The sequence below is a fragment of the Pseudomonas sp. R3-18-08 genome (assembly GCF_003852065.1).
Lineage (GTDB): Bacteria > Pseudomonadota > Gammaproteobacteria > Pseudomonadales > Pseudomonadaceae > Aquipseudomonas.
This window is the reverse complement of record NZ_CP027729.1, coordinates 3461465-3480091: the sequence shown is the minus strand read 5'-3', so window position 1 is coordinate 3480091 and position 18627 is coordinate 3461465. Positions and strand designations below refer to the sequence as shown.

Annotated in this window: 19 protein-coding genes; 9 read left to right on the top strand and 10 right to left on the bottom strand. The window is 60.4% G+C overall.

What is annotated here, in order from left to right; genetic code table 11:
- Nucleotides 1–424 precede the first annotated feature (424 nt).
- The gene (gene icd / locus C4J92_RS15905) at nt 425–1681 is read left to right on the top strand and encodes an NADP-dependent isocitrate dehydrogenase (protein WP_124363290.1); all 1257 of its coding nucleotides are present in this window, start codon (nt 425–427) and stop codon (nt 1679–1681) included.
- A 70-nt stretch (nt 1682–1751) separates the two neighbouring features.
- On the opposite strand, the gene cspD is transcribed toward icd, so the two are convergent.
- Entirely contained in the window at nt 1752–2033 is a 282-nt protein-coding gene (cspD, locus tag C4J92_RS15900) for a cold shock domain-containing protein CspD (RefSeq protein WP_124404543.1), read from the bottom strand.
- 224 nt (nt 2034–2257) lie between these two features.
- Here cspD and clpS point away from each other — a divergent pair, with 224 nt between their 5' ends.
- Both clpS and clpA read left to right on the top strand, forming a co-directional pair.
- On the top strand, nt 2258–2626 hold the full coding sequence (clpS, locus tag C4J92_RS15895; RefSeq protein ID WP_005789091.1) for an ATP-dependent Clp protease adapter ClpS: 369 nt from the start codon (nt 2258–2260) through the stop codon (nt 2624–2626).
- Between the two features lie 29 nt (nt 2627–2655).
- Complete coding sequence (gene clpA, locus C4J92_RS15890; RefSeq protein WP_124367408.1) at nt 2656–4926, top strand: ATP-dependent Clp protease ATP-binding subunit ClpA; 2271 nt, start codon at nt 2656–2658, stop codon at nt 4924–4926.
- A gap of 241 nt (nt 4927–5167) precedes the next feature.
- Here clpA and infA read toward each other — a convergent pair whose 3' ends face one another.
- From infA to aat, 3 genes are all read right to left on the bottom strand, one after another.
- Nucleotides 5168–5386: a translation initiation factor IF-1 gene (gene infA, locus C4J92_RS15885; protein ID WP_002553999.1), complete on the bottom strand. Its 219-nt coding sequence runs from the start codon at nt 5384–5386 to the stop codon at nt 5168–5170.
- A gap of 100 nt (nt 5387–5486) precedes the next feature.
- Nucleotides 5487–6194: an arginyltransferase gene (locus C4J92_RS15880; protein ID WP_124404542.1), complete on the bottom strand. Its 708-nt coding sequence runs from the start codon at nt 6192–6194 to the stop codon at nt 5487–5489.
- Between the two features lie 56 nt (nt 6195–6250).
- On the bottom strand, nt 6251–6931 hold the full coding sequence (aat, locus tag C4J92_RS15875) for a leucyl/phenylalanyl-tRNA--protein transferase (RefSeq protein ID WP_124404541.1): 681 nt from the start codon (nt 6929–6931) through the stop codon (nt 6251–6253).
- A 498-nt stretch (nt 6932–7429) separates the two neighbouring features.
- Here aat and C4J92_RS15870 point away from each other — a divergent pair, with 498 nt between their 5' ends.
- Genes C4J92_RS15870 through cysG form a run of 6 tightly spaced genes read left to right on the top strand, consistent with a single transcriptional unit; the run spans nt 7430 to nt 14932 of the window.
- Nucleotides 7430–9838: a DNA translocase FtsK gene (locus C4J92_RS15870; RefSeq protein ID WP_124363284.1), complete on the top strand. Its 2409-nt coding sequence runs from the start codon at nt 7430–7432 to the stop codon at nt 9836–9838.
- Between the two features lie 54 nt (nt 9839–9892).
- Nucleotides 9893–10516, top strand: a complete 624-nt coding sequence (gene lolA, locus C4J92_RS15865; RefSeq protein WP_124363283.1) for an outer membrane lipoprotein chaperone LolA — start codon at nt 9893–9895, stop codon at nt 10514–10516.
- Between the two features lie 27 nt (nt 10517–10543).
- On the top strand, nt 10544–11869 hold the full coding sequence (locus tag C4J92_RS15860) for a replication-associated recombination protein A (protein WP_124404540.1): 1326 nt from the start codon (nt 10544–10546) through the stop codon (nt 11867–11869).
- Complete coding sequence (crcB, locus tag C4J92_RS15855) at nt 11866–12240, top strand: fluoride efflux transporter CrcB (protein WP_124363281.1); 375 nt, start codon at nt 11866–11868, stop codon at nt 12238–12240. The genes C4J92_RS15860 and crcB overlap by 4 nt, the downstream gene beginning before the upstream one ends.
- 16 nt (nt 12241–12256) lie before the next feature.
- Nucleotides 12257–13537 (top strand): serine--tRNA ligase, encoded by a 1281-nt coding sequence (serS, locus tag C4J92_RS15850; protein WP_124363280.1) that lies wholly within the window; start codon nt 12257–12259, stop codon nt 13535–13537.
- Entirely contained in the window at nt 13538–14932 is a 1395-nt protein-coding gene (gene cysG, locus C4J92_RS15845) for a siroheme synthase CysG (protein WP_124404539.1), read from the top strand. It begins immediately after the preceding gene.
- A 114-nt stretch (nt 14933–15046) separates the two neighbouring features.
- On the opposite strand, the gene C4J92_RS15840 is transcribed toward cysG, so the two are convergent.
- The 6 genes from C4J92_RS15840 to tusD all read right to left on the bottom strand — a co-directional run bounded on the left by C4J92_RS15840 (nt 15047) and on the right by tusD (nt 18483).
- Nucleotides 15047–16042: a glutathione S-transferase family protein gene (locus C4J92_RS15840; protein WP_124404538.1), complete on the bottom strand. Its 996-nt coding sequence runs from the start codon at nt 16040–16042 to the stop codon at nt 15047–15049.
- An 88-nt stretch (nt 16043–16130) separates the two neighbouring features.
- Nucleotides 16131–17132, bottom strand: coding sequence for a glycosyl transferase family protein (locus C4J92_RS15835; RefSeq protein WP_124404537.1), 1002 nt, complete (start codon nt 17130–17132; stop codon nt 16131–16133).
- The gene (locus C4J92_RS15830) at nt 17129–17464 is read right to left on the bottom strand and encodes a TusE/DsrC/DsvC family sulfur relay protein (protein WP_124404536.1); all 336 of its coding nucleotides are present in this window, start codon (nt 17462–17464) and stop codon (nt 17129–17131) included. The genes C4J92_RS15835 and C4J92_RS15830 overlap by 4 nt, the downstream gene beginning before the upstream one ends.
- On the bottom strand, nt 17461–17739 hold the full coding sequence (gene tusB / locus C4J92_RS15825; RefSeq protein WP_124363275.1) for a sulfurtransferase complex subunit TusB: 279 nt from the start codon (nt 17737–17739) through the stop codon (nt 17461–17463). The genes C4J92_RS15830 and tusB overlap by 4 nt, the downstream gene beginning before the upstream one ends.
- Nucleotides 17739–18089 (bottom strand): sulfurtransferase complex subunit TusC, encoded by a 351-nt coding sequence (gene tusC, locus C4J92_RS15820; protein WP_124404535.1) that lies wholly within the window; start codon nt 18087–18089, stop codon nt 17739–17741. The genes tusB and tusC overlap by 1 nt, the downstream gene beginning before the upstream one ends.
- A 1-nt stretch (nt 18090) precedes the next feature.
- Nucleotides 18091–18483 carry a sulfurtransferase complex subunit TusD gene (tusD, locus tag C4J92_RS15815; protein ID WP_124404534.1) on the bottom strand — a complete coding sequence of 131 codons (393 nt, stop codon included), beginning with the start codon at nt 18481–18483 and terminating at the stop codon, nt 18091–18093.
- Nucleotides 18484–18627: the final 144 nt, after the last annotated feature.

The window sequence follows — 18627 nt, the reverse complement described above, 5'->3', positions numbered from 1 at the left end:
GTTCAAAGTCATCCATGAGCGAAATGTCGAGGTTTCTTCGCGGTGATGTTGGGTTGCATCAGTCGAGCGTCAAGCGTTTGGACTATTGTAATAGTCCTGCTTTCTGGCTGAAGGCTACTGTCTAGAGCGGTCAACCGTCGTGACTCTTTGGTCAGCGGCGGCATTATACATAGGTCGCTATGCTTACGCTGAGCCTTCATACAAAAGGTGGGTCGTCCATTGGTCTAAAGGTCGCAGGCAGCGCCTGTGCGGCTAAAGTCGCACGGAATGCTCAAGATTGGCGATTTTGCCTTTGCTTTCAGGCTTGTAGGCGACAATTTATGCTGTTTTCGATGCAAATGAGCATGGCGCAAGGTTTCAGTCGCCATTTATCTGGAGTAGGCTCGAACGCAGCCAGATGTTCAATCCATAGATGGAGTTCAGCATGGGATACAAGAAGATTCAGGTTCCGGCAGTCGGCGACAAAATCACCGTCAATGCAGACCATTCTCTCAATGTTCCTGACCAACCGATCATCCCCTATATCGAAGGTGACGGTATTGGCGTCGACATCAGCCCGGTGATGATCAAGGTGGTCGACGCAGCTGTTGAAAAGGCCTACGGCGGCAAGCGCAAAATCTCGTGGATGGAGGTGTACGCCGGCGAGAAGGCCACCCAAGTCTACGACCAGGACACCTGGCTGCCTCAGGAAACCCTGGATGCGGTCAAGGATTACGTGGTGTCCATCAAGGGCCCGCTGACCACCCCGGTCGGCGGCGGCATCCGTTCGCTGAACGTGGCCCTGCGCCAGCAACTCGACCTCTATGTATGCCTGCGCCCGGTGCGCTGGTTCGAAGGCGTGCCCAGCCCGGTCAAGAAGCCGGGGGATGTGGACATGACCATCTTCCGTGAGAACTCCGAGGATATTTACGCCGGCATCGAGTGGAAGGCCGGTTCGCCTGAGGCGATCAAGGTGATCAAGTTCCTCAAGGAGGAAATGGGCGTCACCAAGATCCGCTTCGACCAGGATTGCGGCATTGGTATCAAGCCGGTATCGCTGGAAGGCACCAAGCGCCTGGCGCGCAAGGCCCTGCAATATGTGGTGGATAACGACCGCGATTCGCTGACCATCGTCCACAAAGGCAACATCATGAAGTTCACCGAAGGTGCCTTCAAGGAATGGGCTTACGAAGTGGCGGCCGAGGAGTTCGGCGCGACCCTGCTCGATGGCGGGCCGTGGATGCAGTTCAAGAACCCGAAGACCGGCAAGAACGTGGTGGTCAAGGATGCGATTGCCGATGCCATGCTCCAGCAGATCCTGCTGCGCCCGGCTGAATATGACGTGATTGCGACGCTTAACCTGAACGGCGACTACCTGTCTGACGCCCTGGCGGCGGAAGTGGGCGGCATCGGTATTGCGCCGGGTGCCAACCTGTCCGACACCGTGGCCATGTTCGAAGCCACCCACGGCACGGCACCGAAGTACGCGGGCAAGGATCAGGTCAACCCGGGCTCATTGATTCTTTCGGCGGAAATGATGCTGCGGCACATGGGCTGGGTAGAGGCGGCCGATTTGATCATCAAGGGCACCAACGGCGCGATTTCGGCGAAGACTGTGACGTATGATTTCGAGCGCCTGATGGAGGGCGCTACGCTTGTGTCGTCGTCGGGCTTTGGTGATGCGCTGATCAAGCATATGTAAGCAGTCACACAAAACGGGCCACCCTGCCAATTTCAGGATGGCCCGTTTTGGTTCGGTTCCGGCGCAGGATCTACGCAGTTTGCGTTGAAGATGCATGTGCGCTGGCTGAGCTGTCGCTGCTGGAGCTTTGCTCTGCCGCTTTATCGGCCTTCACGTCCTCGATACCCACTGCATGCAAGCCTTTGGGTCCCTGGATAATCTCAAAGGAAACCAGCTGGCCCGCCTTCAGCGTCCTGTAGCCATCCATCTTGATTGCTGAGTAATGCGCAAAAAGGTCGCCAGTCTTGCCGTCTTCGTTAATGAAACCGTAACCCTTGGCATTGTTAAACCACTTGACCTTACCACTAGCCATTCCCTTATCCCTCTGCACCAGACTCCATCACTGGAGTATCATCCTGTCTATCCGTCCTAACCCGAATAAATAAGGTTGACTGCGCGGACCTTTTTTACCCACTGTGGGCTCTATTGGTTGTAACACCGATTTGCCGATAGTCAAGGCGACCGAGGGGTCAGAGTTGAAAATCTGACAGCTCGCCCCCACCACTGTATTTGAACCACTGACGAACCTTTCTTTCCATGCATGCAAATAGCCAGATTCGACTAACATTCAATCAGGATCGCCCGGATCAGGAACATGACGACGACGGTTCTGCAGGCATTGCTGTTCAGGAGGCCAAGCCTGCTTTACAGGCGCCGCCGATGTACAAGGTGGTTTTGTTCAATGATGACTACACACCGATGGATTTCGTGGTCGAAGTGCTCGAGGTGTTTTTTAACCTGAACCGCGAGTTGGCGACCAAGGTAATGCTGGCCGTTCACACAGAAGGACGGGCAGTATGTGGAGTGTTTACCCGCGACATCGCCGAGACAAAGGCCATGCAGGTCAACCAGTACGCCAGGGAAAGCCAGCATCCGCTACTCTGTGAAATCGAGAAGGACGGTTAACGCCGACCACTTGGGTATGAGGTGAAGCTATGTTAAACCGCGAGCTCGAAGTCACCCTCAATCTTGCCTTCAAGGAGGCTCGTTCGAAGCGTCATGAATTCATGACCGTCGAGCACCTGCTGCTGGCACTTTTGGATAACGAAGCTGCCGCCACCGTTCTACGTGCGTGCGGCGCCAACCTCGACAAACTCAAGCATGATCTGCAGGAGTTTATCGACTCCACCACGCCACTGATCCCCGTGCATGACGAGGACCGTGAGACCCAGCCGACCCTGGGCTTCCAGCGGGTATTGCAGCGTGCTGTATTCCACGTACAGAGCTCCGGTAAGCGTGAAGTCACGGGCGCCAACGTGCTGGTGGCGATTTTCAGCGAACAGGAAAGCCAGGCCGTATTTCTGCTCAAGCAGCAGAGCGTTGCCCGTATTGATGTCGTTAACTACATCGCCCACGGTATCTCCAAGGTGCCTGGGCACGGCGATCATTCCGAGGGTGAGCAGGATATGCAGGACGACGAGGGCGGTGAGTCTTCTTCTTCAAGCAACCCGCTGGATGCCTATGCCAGCAATCTCAATGAGTTGGCGCGCCAGGGGCGGATCGATCCGCTGGTGGGGCGTGAGCTCGAGGTTGAACGTGTAGCGCAGATCCTCGCGCGCCGTCGCAAGAACAACCCGTTGCTGGTGGGTGAAGCGGGCGTGGGGAAAACCGCGATCGCCGAGGGCCTGGCCAAGCGTATCGTCGACAATCAGGTGCCGGACCTGCTGGCCAACAGCGTCGTCTACTCCCTGGACCTGGGCGCGTTGCTCGCCGGGACCAAGTACCGTGGCGATTTCGAGAAGCGCTTCAAGGCGCTGCTCGGCGAGCTGAAAAAACGCCCGCAGGCGATTCTGTTCATCGACGAAATCCACACCATCATTGGTGCCGGCGCCGCGTCGGGCGGGGTGATGGACGCGTCCAACCTGCTCAAGCCGCTGCTGTCGTCGGGTGATATCCGCTGCATTGGCTCGACCACGTTCCAGGAATTCCGCGGGATCTTCGAAAAAGACCGTGCCCTGGCGCGTCGTTTCCAGAAAGTCGACGTGTCCGAGCCTTCGGTTGAAGACACCATCGGCATCCTGCGCGGGCTCAAGGGCCGGTTTGAAGCGCATCATGGCATCGAGTACACCGATGAGGCCTTGCGTGCGGCGGCTGAGCTGGCGTCGCGCTACATCAATGACCGGCACATGCCGGACAAGGCGATCGATGTGATCGACGAGGCGGGGGCCTACCAGCGTCTGCAGCCGGTCGAGAAACGTGTGAAGCGCATCGACGTGCCTCAGGTCGAGGATATCGTGGCGAAGATCGCGCGTATTCCGCCTAAACACGTCAACAGCTCCGATAAAGAGCTGCTGCGTAACCTGGAACGTGACCTCAAGCTGACCGTGTTTGGCCAGGACGCGGCCATCGATGCGTTGTCCACCGCGATCAAGCTGTCGCGCGCGGGCCTCAAGTCGCCGGACAAGCCGGTGGGCTCGTTCCTGTTCGCCGGCCCGACCGGTGTCGGCAAAACCGAGGCGGCGCGCCAATTGGCCAAAGCCATGGGGATCGAGCTGGTGCGCTTCGACATGTCCGAATACATGGAGCGTCACACCGTGTCGCGCCTGATCGGTGCGCCTCCGGGTTATGTCGGCTTCGACCAGGGCGGCCTGTTGACCGAGGCGATCACCAAGCAGCCGCATTGCGTATTGCTGCTCGATGAAATCGAGAAGGCGCATCCGGAAGTCTTCAACCTGCTGTTGCAGGTGATGGACCACGGGACCCTGACCGACAACAACGGGCGCAAGGCGGATTTCCGCAACGTGATCGTGATCATGACCACCAACGCCGGCGCTGAAACCGCTGCGCGGGCGTCGATCGGCTTTACGCATCAGGATCACTCCTCCGATGCGATGGAAGTGATCAAGAAGAGCTTCACGCCGGAGTTCCGCAACCGCCTGGACACCATTATCCAATTTGGTCGCCTCAGCCATGAGGTCATCAAAAGCGTGGTGGACAAGTTCCTCACCGAGCTTCAGGCGCAGTTGGAAGACAAGCGCGTGCAACTGGATGTGACGGAGGCAGCGCGCAGCTGGATTGCGGAAGGCGGCTACGACGCGGCAATGGGCGCTCGCCCGATGGCGCGTCTGATCCAGGACAAGATCAAGCGGCCGCTGGCCGAAGAGATCCTGTTCGGCGAGCTTTCCGACCATGGTGGCGTGGTGCACATCGATCTGAAGGACGGCGAGCTGACCTTCGACTTCGAAACCACCGCTGAAATGGCCTGATCGTTCACTGCAATAACACAAAGGCGCCGAAAGGCGCCTTTTTGCTGGAATGCCATTACCAAAACGATGAAGTTCCAATGTGGGAGGGGGCTTGCTCCCGATAGCGGTGTATCAGTCACAAATGCACCGGCTGAACCACCGCTATCGGGAGCAAGCCCCCTCCCACATTGGTTTTGGGTGGCCAATAAATCCCACGCACACAAAAACGCCCGGCAGAACCGGGCGTTTTGTATTGACTTGCTTAGCGAGCGCGGTAAGTGATGCGCCCTTTGCTCAAGTCATAGGGCGTCAGCTCGACGCGCACTTTGTCACCGGTAAGAATACGAATGTAGTTCTTGCGCATCTTGCCGGAGATATGCGCGGTTACGACGTGCCCATTTTCCAACTCCACACGAAACATGGTGTTGGGCAGGGTGTCGACGACAGTGCCTTCCATTTCGAAGCTGTCTTCTTTCGACATGCAGTAAAGCCCTCGGTATCCAGTGAATGGCCCGGTGCAACTGCGCCAGGCAAAAGCGGCGTGCATTGTGCCCGAAAAAGGGTGTTCAAGCCAAGGGGTTCTAGTTAAGCGTTACCCATCTTTGATTAATCAGCAGCTCAATGGGCCGATATTGGGTCTTGTAGTTCATCTTTTTGCAGTTCTTGATCCAGTATCCAAGGTACACCGCCTCCAGTTCCAGGCGCAGTGCTTCACCTATCTGCCAGAGAATGGCAAAGCGTCCCAGGCTGCGGCGCTCTTCGGCGGGTTCATAGAAGGTGTACACCGCCGACAGGCCGTTGGGCAGCAGGTCGGTGACCGCCACCGCCACCAGCCGTCCGTCGAGGCGGAATTCGTAGAAGCGCGAAAAAGGCAGGTCGCGCACCAGGAAGGTGGAGAATTGATCGCGGCTGGGCGGGAACATATCGCCGTCGGCGTGGCGCTGTTCGATATAGCGTTGATAAAGATCGAAGTATTCTTCGCTGTACTGCGGTTTAACCGCATCTACCGTCAGGTCGGCGTTGCGCTTGAGAATGCGTTTCTGGTTGCGATCCGGCACAAATTGCGCCACCGGAATCCGCGCTGGCACGCAAGCGTTGCAATTTTGGCAGTGAGGTCGGTACAGGTGATCGCCGCTGCGCCGAAAGCCCATCTCCGACAGGTCGGCGTACACATGCACGTCCATCGGTTGGCTGGGATCGAGGAACAGCGTAGTGGCCTGCTCGTCGGGCAGATAGCTGCAAGAGTGGGCTTGAGTGGCATAGAACTTCAAGCGCGCCAGCTCGGTCATGATCAACCCTCGGGATAAGCTTTGAAATAAGTGTAAGCCAGGTACGCGAATGGCGCCTAAGAAACCCACGGCCCAGAGCTGGGCACGTCCAGATGATTGCGCAGCCACTGCGCGAACTCACTGCGCGGTATGGCACGCGCGCCCAGGCTGTGCAGGTGGTCGTTGGGCATCTGGCAGTCAATCAGCACAAAGCCCCAGGCCTGCAATTGCCGGGTCAGCGTGGCGAAGCCGAATTTGGAGGCGTTGTCGGCGCGGCTGAACATCGATTCACCAAAAAACAATTGGCCCATCGCCAGGCCGTAAAGGCCTCCGACCAGTTCCCCCTGGTCCCACACCTCCACCGAGTGGGCGTAGCCACGCTGATGCAGCTCCAGGTAGGCGCTCTGGATGCCTTGCGTAATCCAGGTGCCATCGGCATAGGCGCGTGGCGCCGCACAGCCTTGAATAACCGCAGCGAAGTCCTGGTCGAAGGTCACGCGATAGCGCTGTTGGCGCAATAATTTGCCGAGGCTGCGCGAGACATGCAGCTCGTCGGGGAATATCACTGTGCGTGGGTCCGGCGACCACCAGAGAATCGGCTGGCCTTCGGAGAACCAGGGGAAGCAGCCGTGACGATAGGCCTGGATCAACCGATCGGCTGAGAGGTCGCCGCCGGCGGCAAGCAGGCCGTTGGGTTCGCGCATGGCCTTGGCCAGTGGCGGGAATGTGAGGGTGTCGCGTTGTAACCAGGTCAGCATGGCATCCAGGCTTACGGAAGGGGAGGGGAGTGGCAGGTGGTTGGGCCTGCCCCAAGCGGTGATTATTGTCGACACAGCGCCACGGGGCCAGCCCGAATAGGTTTCCGGCGCGGATTAGCGTGTAAGGGTGTTTCTGCAACTCTGTGCATAAGGCGCGGTCGTAATCGGGTCTGGCCAGTGCAGGCACTTTGCCAAGCTTGTCTGGTTTGCTAAATACAGCGCATAAGCCTTTGTCAGCAAAGACAATGCATGCTCAAATTGAGCAGGCTGCAACACCTGGAGGGTTCACGCTGCCGGGTGATGGGCAAGTGCGTGGCATCGCGCACGCAAACCCGTACAATGCGGCGATCGTGGCGTTATCGCCATTTCGCCTATGGGTTTGGCAGTGTTAAAAGTAGATTCAGCAACATTCGTCATTTTTCAGCTGCTCGGGACAGAGCAGTCGTGTGCAGTCATTCAACAGATGGACGCGCTAAAAGGCGCAGGAAAAGACCCGTTTTGAAGAAATCCGCCGCAACACCCAAAGCAGCAGTCGTGCCGGCCTGGCGTCAGCACCTGCATTACCGACTCAAGGAAGGTGCGCTGATCGCTATCGGCGCGCTGTGCCTGTTCCTGATGATGGCCTTGCTCACCTATGGCAAGGACGATCCTGGCTGGAGCCATAACAGCAAAATCGACGACGTGCAGAATTTCGGTGGCCCCGTGGGTTCCTACAGCGCCGATATCCTGTTCATGATTCTCGGTTATTTCGCGTACATCTTCCCGCTGCTGCTGGCGATCAAGACCTGGCAGATCTTCCGCCAGCGGCATGAGCCGTGGCAGTGGAGCGGCTGGCTGTTCTCCTGGCGCCTGATCGGGCTGGTGTTTCTGGTGTTGTCCGGCGCCGCCCTGGCGCATATCCATTTCCACGCGCCCACCGGTCTGCCGGCGGGCGCGGGCGGGGCGCTGGGCGAAAGCCTGGGCGACCTGGCGCGCCGCACCCTGAATATCCAGGGCAGCACCCTGATGTTCATCGCGCTGTTTCTGTTCGGCCTTACGGTGTTCACCGACCTGTCATGGTTCAAGGTGATGGACGTGACCGGCAAGATCACCCTCGATCTGTTTGAGTTGTTCCAGGGGGCCGCCAACCGCTGGTGGGCGGCGCGTGTCGAGCGCAAGCAAATGGTTGCGCAGCTGCGCGAAGTGGACACCCGCGTCAACGAAGTGGTGGCCCCCAGCACGCCGGACCGCCGCGAGCAGGCCAAGGTCAAGGAGCGCCTGATCGAGCGCGAACAGGCCCTGAGCAAGCACATGTCGGACCGCGAAAAGCAGGTGCCGCCGGTGATCGCTCCCGCGCCGCCCAAGGCGCCTGAGCCAAGCCATCGCGTGCAGAAAGAAAAGCAGGCCCCGCTGTTCATCGACAGCGCCGTCGAAGGCACCTTGCCGCCGATCTCGATTCTCGACCCGGCGGAAAAGAAACAGCTCAACTACTCGCCCGAATCCCTGGCGGCCGTTGGCCACCTGCTGGAAATCAAGCTCAAGGAATTCGGGGTCGAAGTGTCGGTGGACTCGATTCACCCAGGCCCAGTGATTACCCGTTACGAAATCCAGCCGGCTGCGGGCGTCAAGGTCAGCCGTATTTCCAACCTGGCCAAAGACCTGGCCCGTTCCCTGGCCGTGACCAGCGTGCGCGTGGTGGAAGTGATTCCCGGCAAAACCACCGTGGGCATTGAGATTCCCAACGAAGACCGCCAGATCGTGCGGTTCTCCGAGGTGCTGTCGACCCCGGAATATGACAATTTCAAATCGCCGGTCACCTTGGCCCTCGGCCATGACATCGGCGGCAAGCCGGTGATCACCGATCTGGCGAAAATGCCGCACCTGCTGGTGGCCGGTACCACCGGTTCCGGTAAGTCGGTGGGCGTGAACGCAATGATCCTATCGATCCTGTTCAAATCCGGCCCGGACGACGCCAAGCTGATCATGATCGACCCGAAGATGTTGGAATTGTCTATCTATGAAGGCATTCCGCACCTGCTGTGCCCGGTGGTCACCGACATGAAGGACGCCGCCAACGCCCTGCGCTGGAGCGTCGCCGAGATGGAGCGTCGCTACAAGCTGATGGCGAAGATGGGCGTGCGTAACCTGTCTGGCTTCAATGCCAAGGTCAAGGAAGCCCAGGACGCCGGCACACCGCTGACCGACCCGCTGTACAAGCGCGAGAACATTCACGACGAAGCGCCGCTGTTGACCAAGTTGCCGACCATCGTGGTGGTGGTCGACGAATTCGCCGACATGATGATGATCGTCGGCAAGAAGGTCGAAGAACTGATCGCGCGTATTGCCCAGAAGGCCCGTGCGGCCGGGATCCACTTGATCCTCGCAACCCAGCGGCCGTCGGTGGATGTGATCACCGGCCTGATCAAGGCCAACATCCCTACGCGCATGGCGTTCCAGGTGTCGAGCAAGATCGACTCGCGGACCATCATCGACCAGGGCGGCGCCGAGCAACTGCTGGGCCACGGTGACATGCTCTACATGCCGCCCGGCACCAGCTTGCCGATCCGTGTGCACGGTGCCTTCGTGTCCGACGATGAAGTGCATCGCGTGGTGGAAGCCTGGAAACTGCGTGGTGCACCTGAATATAACGACGAGATCCTCGCCGGCGTTGAAGAGGCCGGTAGCGGCTTCGACGGCGGCAGCGGCGGTGGCGACGATGACGCCGAAACCGACGCGCTGTACGACGAGGCCGTGGCGTTCGTGCTGGAAAGCCGTCGCGCCTCGATTTCTGCGGTGCAACGCAAGCTGAAGATTGGCTACAACCGCGCTGCCCGCATGATCGAAGCCATGGAAAACGCTGGCGTCGTCACCGCAATGAACACCAACGGCTCGCGTGAAATCATCGCCCCCGGGCAGATGCGCGACTGATCCCGCGCCGCGTGGCAGCACGCGGCGCGCCCTGATTACTCAATGAGGATTCCCATGCGCATTATCCGCATGCTGTTGTTGCCGGTACTTGCCCTGACCGCCGCTTCGGCTCACGCTGACCCGGCTTCGGTGGCCAGCCTGAAGAACCTGCTGGACAAATCCCAGACCCTGACCGCGCGCTTTTCCCAACTGACCCTGGACGCCGGTGGCACCCAGTTGCAGGAAACCGCGGGCGAAATGGCCGTGCAGCGTCCCGGCCTGTTCTACTGGCATACCGAAGGCAAGGCCGAACAGACCATCGTTTCCGACGGCCAGAAAGTCACGCTGTGGGACCCGGACCTGGAGCAGGCGACTATCAAGAAGCTCGACCCACGGCTGAACCAGACGCCAGCGCTGCTGCTGTCGGGCGATGTATCGAAGATCAACGACAGTTTCGATATCACCTCCAAGCAAACCAGCAACGTGATCGAATTCACCCTCAAGCCCAAATCCAAGGACACGCTGTTTGACAGCCTGCAACTGTCGTTCGGCAACGGTGTGATCAATAACATGCGCCTGATCGACAGCGTCGGCCAGCGCACCGATATCCTGTTCTCCGGGGTCAAGGCCAACCAGCCGGTGCCCGCCTCCAAGTTCAAGTTCGACATCCCCAAGGGTGCCGACGTGATCCAGGAATAAACTCCCCAGAGGTTTCAAACGCTGCCCATGGATCTGTTTCGAAGTGACCCGATTGCCCAGCCTCTGGCCGCGCGCCTGCGCTCGACCAACCTGGATGAGTACGTCGGTCAGGAACACCTGCTCGCGCGCGGCAAGCCCTTGCGTGAAGCCCTGGAGCAGGGTGCGCTGCACTCGATGATTTTCTGGGGGCCGCCGGGAGTGGGTAAAACCACCCTGGCGCGGCTGCTGGCCAAGGTCTCGGATGCGCACTTCGAAACGGTCTCCGCCGTGCTGGCCGGGGTCAAGGAGATCCGTCAGGCGGTGGAAATCGCCAAGCAGCAGGCCGGGCAATACGGCAAGCGCACCATCCTGTTCGTCGACGAAGTGCATCGCTTCAACAAGTCCCAGCAGGATGCGTTCCTGCCGTACGTCGAAGACGGCACGCTGATCTTTATCGGCGCCACCACCGAGAACCCTTCGTTCGAATTGAATAACGCGCTGCTCTCGCGGGCGCGCGTCTACGTGCTCAAGAGCCTGGACGAGGCGGCGATGCAGAAGCTGTTGCAGCGCGCCTTGACCGAAGACAAGGGGCTTGGCAAGCGCCGGCTGAGCGTCAGTGAAGAGGGCTTCAAGATCCTGCTCACCGCCGCCGATGGCGATGGCCGGCGGTTTCTCAACCTGCTGGAAAACGCCTCGGACCTTGCCGAAGATGGCGGCGAGATTGGCGTCGACCTGCTGCAAAGCCTGCTGGGTGACACACGCCGGCGTTTCGATAAGGGCGGCGAAGCGTTCTACGACCAGATCTCGGCGCTGCACAAATCCGTCCGTGGCTCCAACCCGGACGGCGCGCTCTACTGGTTTGCGCGCATGATCGACGGCGGTTGCGACCCGTTGTACCTGGCGCGCCGCGTGGTGCGCATGGCCAGCGAAGACATCGGTAATGCCGACCCGCGCGCCCTGAGCCTGTGCCTGGCCGCCTGGGACGTGCAAGAGCGCCTCGGCAGCCCGGAAGGCGAGCTGGCGGTGGCCCAGGCCATTACCTACCTGGCATGCGCGCCCAAAAGTAACGCGGTGTACATGGGCTTCAAGTCGGCGCTGCGCGCGGCGGCCGAACATGGTTCGCTCGAAGTGCCGATGCACTTGCGCAACGCACCGACCAAGTTGATGAAACAGCTGGGTTACGGTGACGAGTACCGCTATGCCCATGATGAGCCGGACGCTTACGCGGCCGGTGAAGACTACTTTCCCGATGAGCTGGAGCCGTTGCCGCTCTATCAGCCGGTGCCCCGTGGCCTGGAGCTGAAGATCGGTGAAAAGCTCAACCATCTGGCCGCACTCGATCGTTTAAGTCCCAGGCAGCGGAGAAAATCATGATTCCTTTAGTGGTCGCCGTCTCGGCGGGCGGTATCGCGGGTACACTGCTGCGCTTTGCGACGGGTAACTGGATCAACGCGAATTGGCCCAAGCACTTCTATACCGCGACGCTGGCCGTTAATATCGTGGGCTGCCTGTTGATCGGTGTTTTATACGGCCTGTTCCTGGTGCGTCCCGAAGTACCGATTGAGGTGCGCGCCGGACTGATGGTTGGCTTCCTTGGCGGCCTGACGACCTTTTCATCATTTTCACTGGATACCGTACGCCTGCTGGAAAGCGGGCAAGTGCTGCTAGCGATTGGCTATGCAGCTATCAGCGTATTCGGCGGGCTGCTCGCCACCTGGGCCGGCCTGTCCTTGACCAAACTTTGATAAACGAGAGACCGACATGCTCGATTCCAAACTGTTACGTAGCAACCTTCAGGACGTAGCGGACCGCCTGGCATCCCGTGGCTTTGCCTTGGATGTTGCGCGCATCGAAGCGCTGGAAGAACAGCGCAAGACCGTCCAGACCCGCACCGAAGCACTGCAGGCTGAGCGGAATGCGCGTTCCAAGTCCATCGGTCAGGCCAAGCAGCGCGGCGAAGACATCGCGCCGTTGATGGCGGACGTCGAGCGTATGGGTACCGAGCTGTCCGACGGCAAAGCCGAGCTGGACAAAATTCAGTCCGAGCTGGATTCGATCCTGCTGGGCATCCCCAACCTGCCCCACGAATCCGTGCCGATTGGCGCGGACGAAGACGGCAACGTTGAAGTGCGCCGCTGGGGCACGCCCAAAGCCTTCGATTTCGATATCAAAGACCACGTTGCTCTGGGCGAATTGACCGGCGGCCTGGATTTCGAAACCGCCGCGAAAATGTCCGGCGCGCGTTTCGCCCTGTTGCGTGGCCCGATTGCGCGCATGCATCGTGCCCTGGCGCAGTTCATGATCAACCTGCACACCGCCGAGCACGGTTACGAAGAGGCTTACACCCCGTACCTGGTGCAAGCGCCGGCGTTGATGGGTACCAGCCAGTTGCCGAAATTCGAGGAAGACCTGTTCAAGATCAGCCGCGACGGCGAAGCCGACTTGTATCTGATCCCGACTGCGGAAGTGTCGCTGACCAATATCGTCGCTGGCGAAATTCTCGATGCCAAGCAACTGCCGCTCAAGTTTGTCGCCCACAGCCCGTGCTTCCGCAGTGAAGCCGGCGCCTCGGGGCGCGACACCCGTGGCATGATCCGCCAGCACCAGTTCGACAAGGTCGAGATGGTCCAGGTGGTCGAGCCGTCCAAATCGATGGAAGCGTTGGAAGGCCTGACGGCCAACGCCGAGCGCGTCCTGCAGTTGCTGGAACTGCCGTATCGCGTACTGGCGTTGTGCACCGGCGACATGGGTTTCAGCGCCGTAAAGACCTACGACCTCGAAGTGTGGGTGCCGAGCCAGGACAAGTACCGCGAGATTTCGTCGTGCTCCAACTGCGGCGATTTCCAGGCCCGACGCATGCAGGCGCGTTTCCGCAACCCGGAAACCGGCAAGCCGGAACTGGTGCACACCCTCAACGGTTCGGGCCTGGCGGTAGGCCGTACGCTGGTGGCAGTGCTGGAAAACTACCAGCAGGCCGACGGTTCGATTCGTGTGCCTGAGGTGCTCAAGCCCTACATGGCGGGCGTCGAGGTCATCGGCTAAATGGAATTTCTGCCGCTGTTTCATAACCTGCGCGGCAGTCGTGTGCTGGTCGTCGGCGGCGGGGAGATTGCCTTGCGCAAATCCCGGCTGCTGGCCGATGCCGGGGCGTTGCTGCGGGTGGTTGCTCCCCAGATCGAAGACCAGTTGCGTGAACTGGTGCTGGGCAGTGGCGGGGACCTGATGTTGCGCGGTTATCAGGAGACGGACCTCGACGGTTGCGTACTGATCATCGCGGCCACCGACGACGAGCCACTGAACGCGCAAGTGTCCAGTGATGCCAAGCGGCGCTGTGTACCGGTCAATGTGGTGGATGCGCCGGCCCTGTGCAGCGTGATCTTCCCGGCGATCGTCGACCGTTCGCCGTTGGTGATCGCGGTGTCCAGTGGCGGCGATGCGCCGGTACTGGCGCGCTTGATCCGCGCCAAGCTGGAAACCTGGATTCCGTCCACCTATGGCCAGTTGGCCGGGTTGGCGGCGCGTTTTCGTGCCCAGGTCAAAGGTTTGTACCCGGATGTGCAGCAGCGACGGGCGTTCTGGGAAGAAGTGTTCCAGGGCCCGATTGCCGACCGGCAACTGGCCGGGCAGGGCGATGAGGCTGAGCGCCTGTTGATCGAGAAGGTCAATGGCGCGCCGCCTTACGCGCCGGGTGAGGTGTACCTGGTGGGAGCAGGCCCGGGCGACCCGGACCTGCTGACCTTCCGCGCCTTGCGCCTGATGCAGCAAGCCGACGTGGTGTTGTATGACCGGTTGGTGGCACCGGCGATCCTGGAACTGTGCCGCCGGGATGCCGAGCGCGTGTACGTCGGCAAGCGTCGCGCCGACCATGCCGTGCCGCAGGACCAGATCAACCAGCAACTGGTGGACCTGGCCAAGCAAGGCAAGCGCGTGCTGCGCCTCAAGGGCGGTGATCCGTTCATTTTCGGGCGTGGCGGTGAAGAGATCGAGGAATTGGCGGCCCATGGCATCCCGTTCCAGGTGGTTCCGGGGATCACGGCGGCCAGCGGTTGCGCGGCCTATGCGGGCATTCCGTTGACGCACCGTGACTACGCGCAGTCGGTGCGTTTTATCACCGGGCACCTGAAGAATGGCACCTCGGACCTGCCCTGGCAGGACCTGGTGGGGCCGTCACAAACCCTGGTGTTCTACATGGGCTTGATTGGCTTGCCGATCATCTGCGAGCAATTGATCAAGCACGGGCGCGCGGCGGATACGCCGGCGGCGTTGATTCAGCAGGGCACCACCGCCAACCAGCGCGTCTTTACCGGCACCCTGGCCGACTTGCCGCGCATGGTGGCGGAGCATGAAGTGCATGCGCCGACGCTGGTGATTGTGGGTGAGGTGGTGGTGTTGCGCGAGAAGCTGAAGTGGTTCGAAGGCGCCCAGTCTCAGGTCTGAACCTCAAAAGCATCGGGAGCAAGCCCCCTCCCACATTTTGACTGTGTTCACAGACTAAAATGTGGGAGGGGGCTTGCTCCCGATGAGGCCATCAAATACGACCGATATTCCAGATCAGCTAAAGACACCTTTACCTGAAAGTCGCGCCCGATCATGGCTGTTGTCAAATTCTTGCAGCGGCCCCTTCGGCACAATCCCCGTCGGGTTGATGGTGCGGTGGCTGGCGTAGTAATGCCCCTTGATGTGCTCAAAATCCACCGTCTCGGCCACCCCCGGCCACTGATACATCTCCCGCAACCAATTGGACAAGTTCGGATAATCGGCAATCCGCCGCAGGTTGCATTTGAAGTGGCTGTAATACACCGCATCAAAACGAATCAGCGTGGTGAACAGTCGCACATCCGCCTCGGTCAGGTACTCGCCGGCCAGGTAGCGGTGCTCGCCCAGGTGGCGTTCCAAATGGTCCAGCTCGGCAAACACGTCATCGAACGCACCTTCATAGGCCTGCTGCGAGGTGGCGAACCCGGCGCGGTACACGCCGTTGTTCACGGCCGGGTAGATGCGTTCGTTCAGCGCATCGATGGTCGGGCGCAGTGCGTCGGGATAGAAATCCAGGGTATTACCGGTCAGCTCATCAAATGCGCTATTGAACATGCGGATGATTTCCGCCGACTCATTGCTGACGATGCGTTTGAGCTGCTTGTCCCATAACACCGGCACCGTGACACGCCCGGTGTAGTCAGCGGTATCAGCGGTGTAGCGCTGGTGCATGAAGTCGAAACCGTCGAGCGCGTCGCCGCTGGAGCCGTGGGCCTTGTCGAAGGTCCAGCCATTTTCCAGCATCAACCAACTGACAACCGAGACGTCGATCAGGCTTTCCAGGCCCTTGAGCTTGCGCAGGATCAAGGTGCGGTGGGCCCAGGGGCAGGCGAGGGAGACGTAGAGGTGATAGCGACCTGCCTCGGCCTTGAAGCCGCCTTCGCCACTCGGGCCGGGCTGGCCGTCGGCGGTCACCCAATTGCGGCGTTGCGCCTGTTCGCGCTGGAACGCGCCGTCTGCGCTACTTTCGTACCATTGGTCTTTCCAGTGTCCTTCGATCAGCAAACCCATGACTGGCTCCTTGGCTAATAAGCGTTGGAGCCCAGTCTAAAGGGATGAGTTCGAACTAAAAGCGCAAAGACCCGAGGTGAATGATCGATTAAATCGATTTGTCTCGCGCGTCCCAATACTGTTGGGCCAGTTCAAATGCCTGCTCGCGGGTGCGTCCGAGGCCGCGCAAGGCCAGTGCCATGGTCGCGATCAGCGCCAGTTGCGGGTAGCTGTCTTCGACCTCGCCACGCCACAGGGCTTTGAGATGCTCAGGCTCCAGGGTCGCGGGTTTGACGTGGCGCTGGGCGGAGAGGGCGGGCCATTCTTCGTCCCAGCTCAGGCCACCGGTGGTGCCGTACAAATGGCTGAGGGTGTCGGGGTTGATTTCCACTTCGCCGCCATCGCCCTTGACCACAATCACGTTGTCGCCCAGCAAGCCACTGGCATCGCGGTGCACGCCCTGGTAACCCGGATGGAAGATGCTTTGCAGGCCGCAACGGGCATTCAGTGGGTTAAGCAAGCGTGCCAGGGAATGGATCGGCGAGCGCAGGCCCAGGGTGTTGCGCAGGTCGATCATGCGCTGCAACTGAGGCGCCCAGTCGCCCAGCGGGATAAACGCCAGGTTGCCTTGTTCATACGCCGCCTCGACCTGCTGCCAATTGCGGCACAGCGGTATCTGCAACTGCTCCAGCAATTGCTCGGTGTACAGGCGGCCCGCCGTATGCGCGCCGCCGCCGTGCATGAGGATGCGCACGCCGTTTTGCGCCAGGCATTTGGCCGCCAGCAGGAACCACGGCAAGTGGCGCTTTTTACCGGCGTAGGTCGGCCAGTCGATATCCACCTTCAAGGCGGGCGGGTTCAAGCGCTCGCGCACCGCTTCGGTGAAACCTGCGAGCTCTTCCGGGCTTTCTTCCTTGTGACGCAACAGCATGAGAAAGGCGCCCAGTTGGGTGTCTTCGACTTTTTCGTCGAGCAGCATGCCCATGGCTTCCCGCGCTTCCTCACGGGTGAGGTTGCGCGCGCCGCGCTTGCCTTTGCCGAGGATGCGCACGAACTGCGCAAAAGGGTGCTCTTCAGGCGTTGAGAGGGTCAGTGGGGCAAAGTCGGTCATAAGCAATTCGTCGGCCTGGGCAGGCCCGCCAGCTTGGCGGCAAGTTTGGCGGGAGTGCCATTGAACAGTTTGTTGAGGTGCAGGCTGTTGCCCTTGTCCGGGCCGAGCTTCAAGGCGGCGTACTTGATCAGCGGGCGCGTGGCCGGCGACAGCTGATACTCCTTGTAAAAGCCGCGCAGCAGTTCGAGGACTTCCCAATGGTCCGGGGTCAGTTCCAGCGATTCTGCGGCGGCCAGGGCGTTGGCAATCTCGGCAGACCACGCGTCGAGGTCGACCAGGTAGCCGTCCTTGTCCAGTTCGAGGGTGCGCGTGCCTACGGTCAGCGTATTCATAACCAGGTGTTGACCTTGTCATAGTCGATCGACAACTGCACGAAACCCGGATAGTCCACGCTGTCGGCCCAGTCCGGCAACGGCAGGTTGCGCGCCTGCATGTCTTCAGCCAGCACGAACACCTTCACGCCTTTGGTGTGCAGGGCCGGGTGGCGCAGGCCGTAGGCGCCGTCGCCGCACAGCAGGATCGCATCCGCGCTGGCACAGACGCGCAGACAGCTGTCGAGACGGCTGTCGGTAAAGGGGGAGTGGGATACCACGTGTAGAGTCGACATCAGAGGGTAATCACCTGGTCGTAACGGTCAATCAGTTGGGAAATGGCGGCAGGGTCCAAAGGCTGCGTGCTGGCCGGCACACCCAGCCCGCGTTCGGCCAGGCTGTGGCTGCAGGCGAACACGTCATCGATGCCGAACAGGCCCAGGGCTTGCAGGTTGGCGCTCAAATCCTTTTGCTGCACGGCCTTGGCGTCCTGGTGCGGTGCAAGCTGGAACACGCCGTCGTCCAGAAACAGCAGGCCGATCGGTAGATCGAACGCGCCACCGGCCAGCACGATATCCAGCGCTTCCCGCGCACTGGGGCCGGACCACGGCGCCTGGCGGCTGATCACCAGCAATGACTTGGCCATGTCATGAACCTCCAAAACAGATCAGGCGGTCGGCGTCCTGGATCGCGTCATGCAGTTGCCCCAGGCCCGACAGCGCCCAGGGCGCCTCCAGGTTCACCGCGCTGCGTTGATAGCGCGTGGCTTCCTCGGCGTTGAGCACGCCACGGCGCAGGGCTGCGGCGATGCACACGACGCCGTCGAGCTGGTGGGCGCTGACGAACTCGCGCCATTGGCGCGCGATGTCTTGCTCGTCCTGAGGCGCGACGATGTTATTGGACGCGCTGTACACGCCATCCTGGTAAAAAAATAGCCGCACAATCTCATGCCCGCCGGCCAGGGCCGCCCGGGCGAACAACAGGGCGCGGCGCGAGGAGGGCGCGTGGGCGGCGCTGAACACTGCAATCGCGAACTTCATGGAACACTCTGCCAACAAAACGTGGGCCAATGATAAAGCCGTGGCGACGAAAAAGCCCGCCGTGATCAAAACGGTCAGGGGGGTTGATCGTTCTGACGATTGCCGTCGACGCTCAAGGCTGACTACGCTGTGAACCGTTGAATC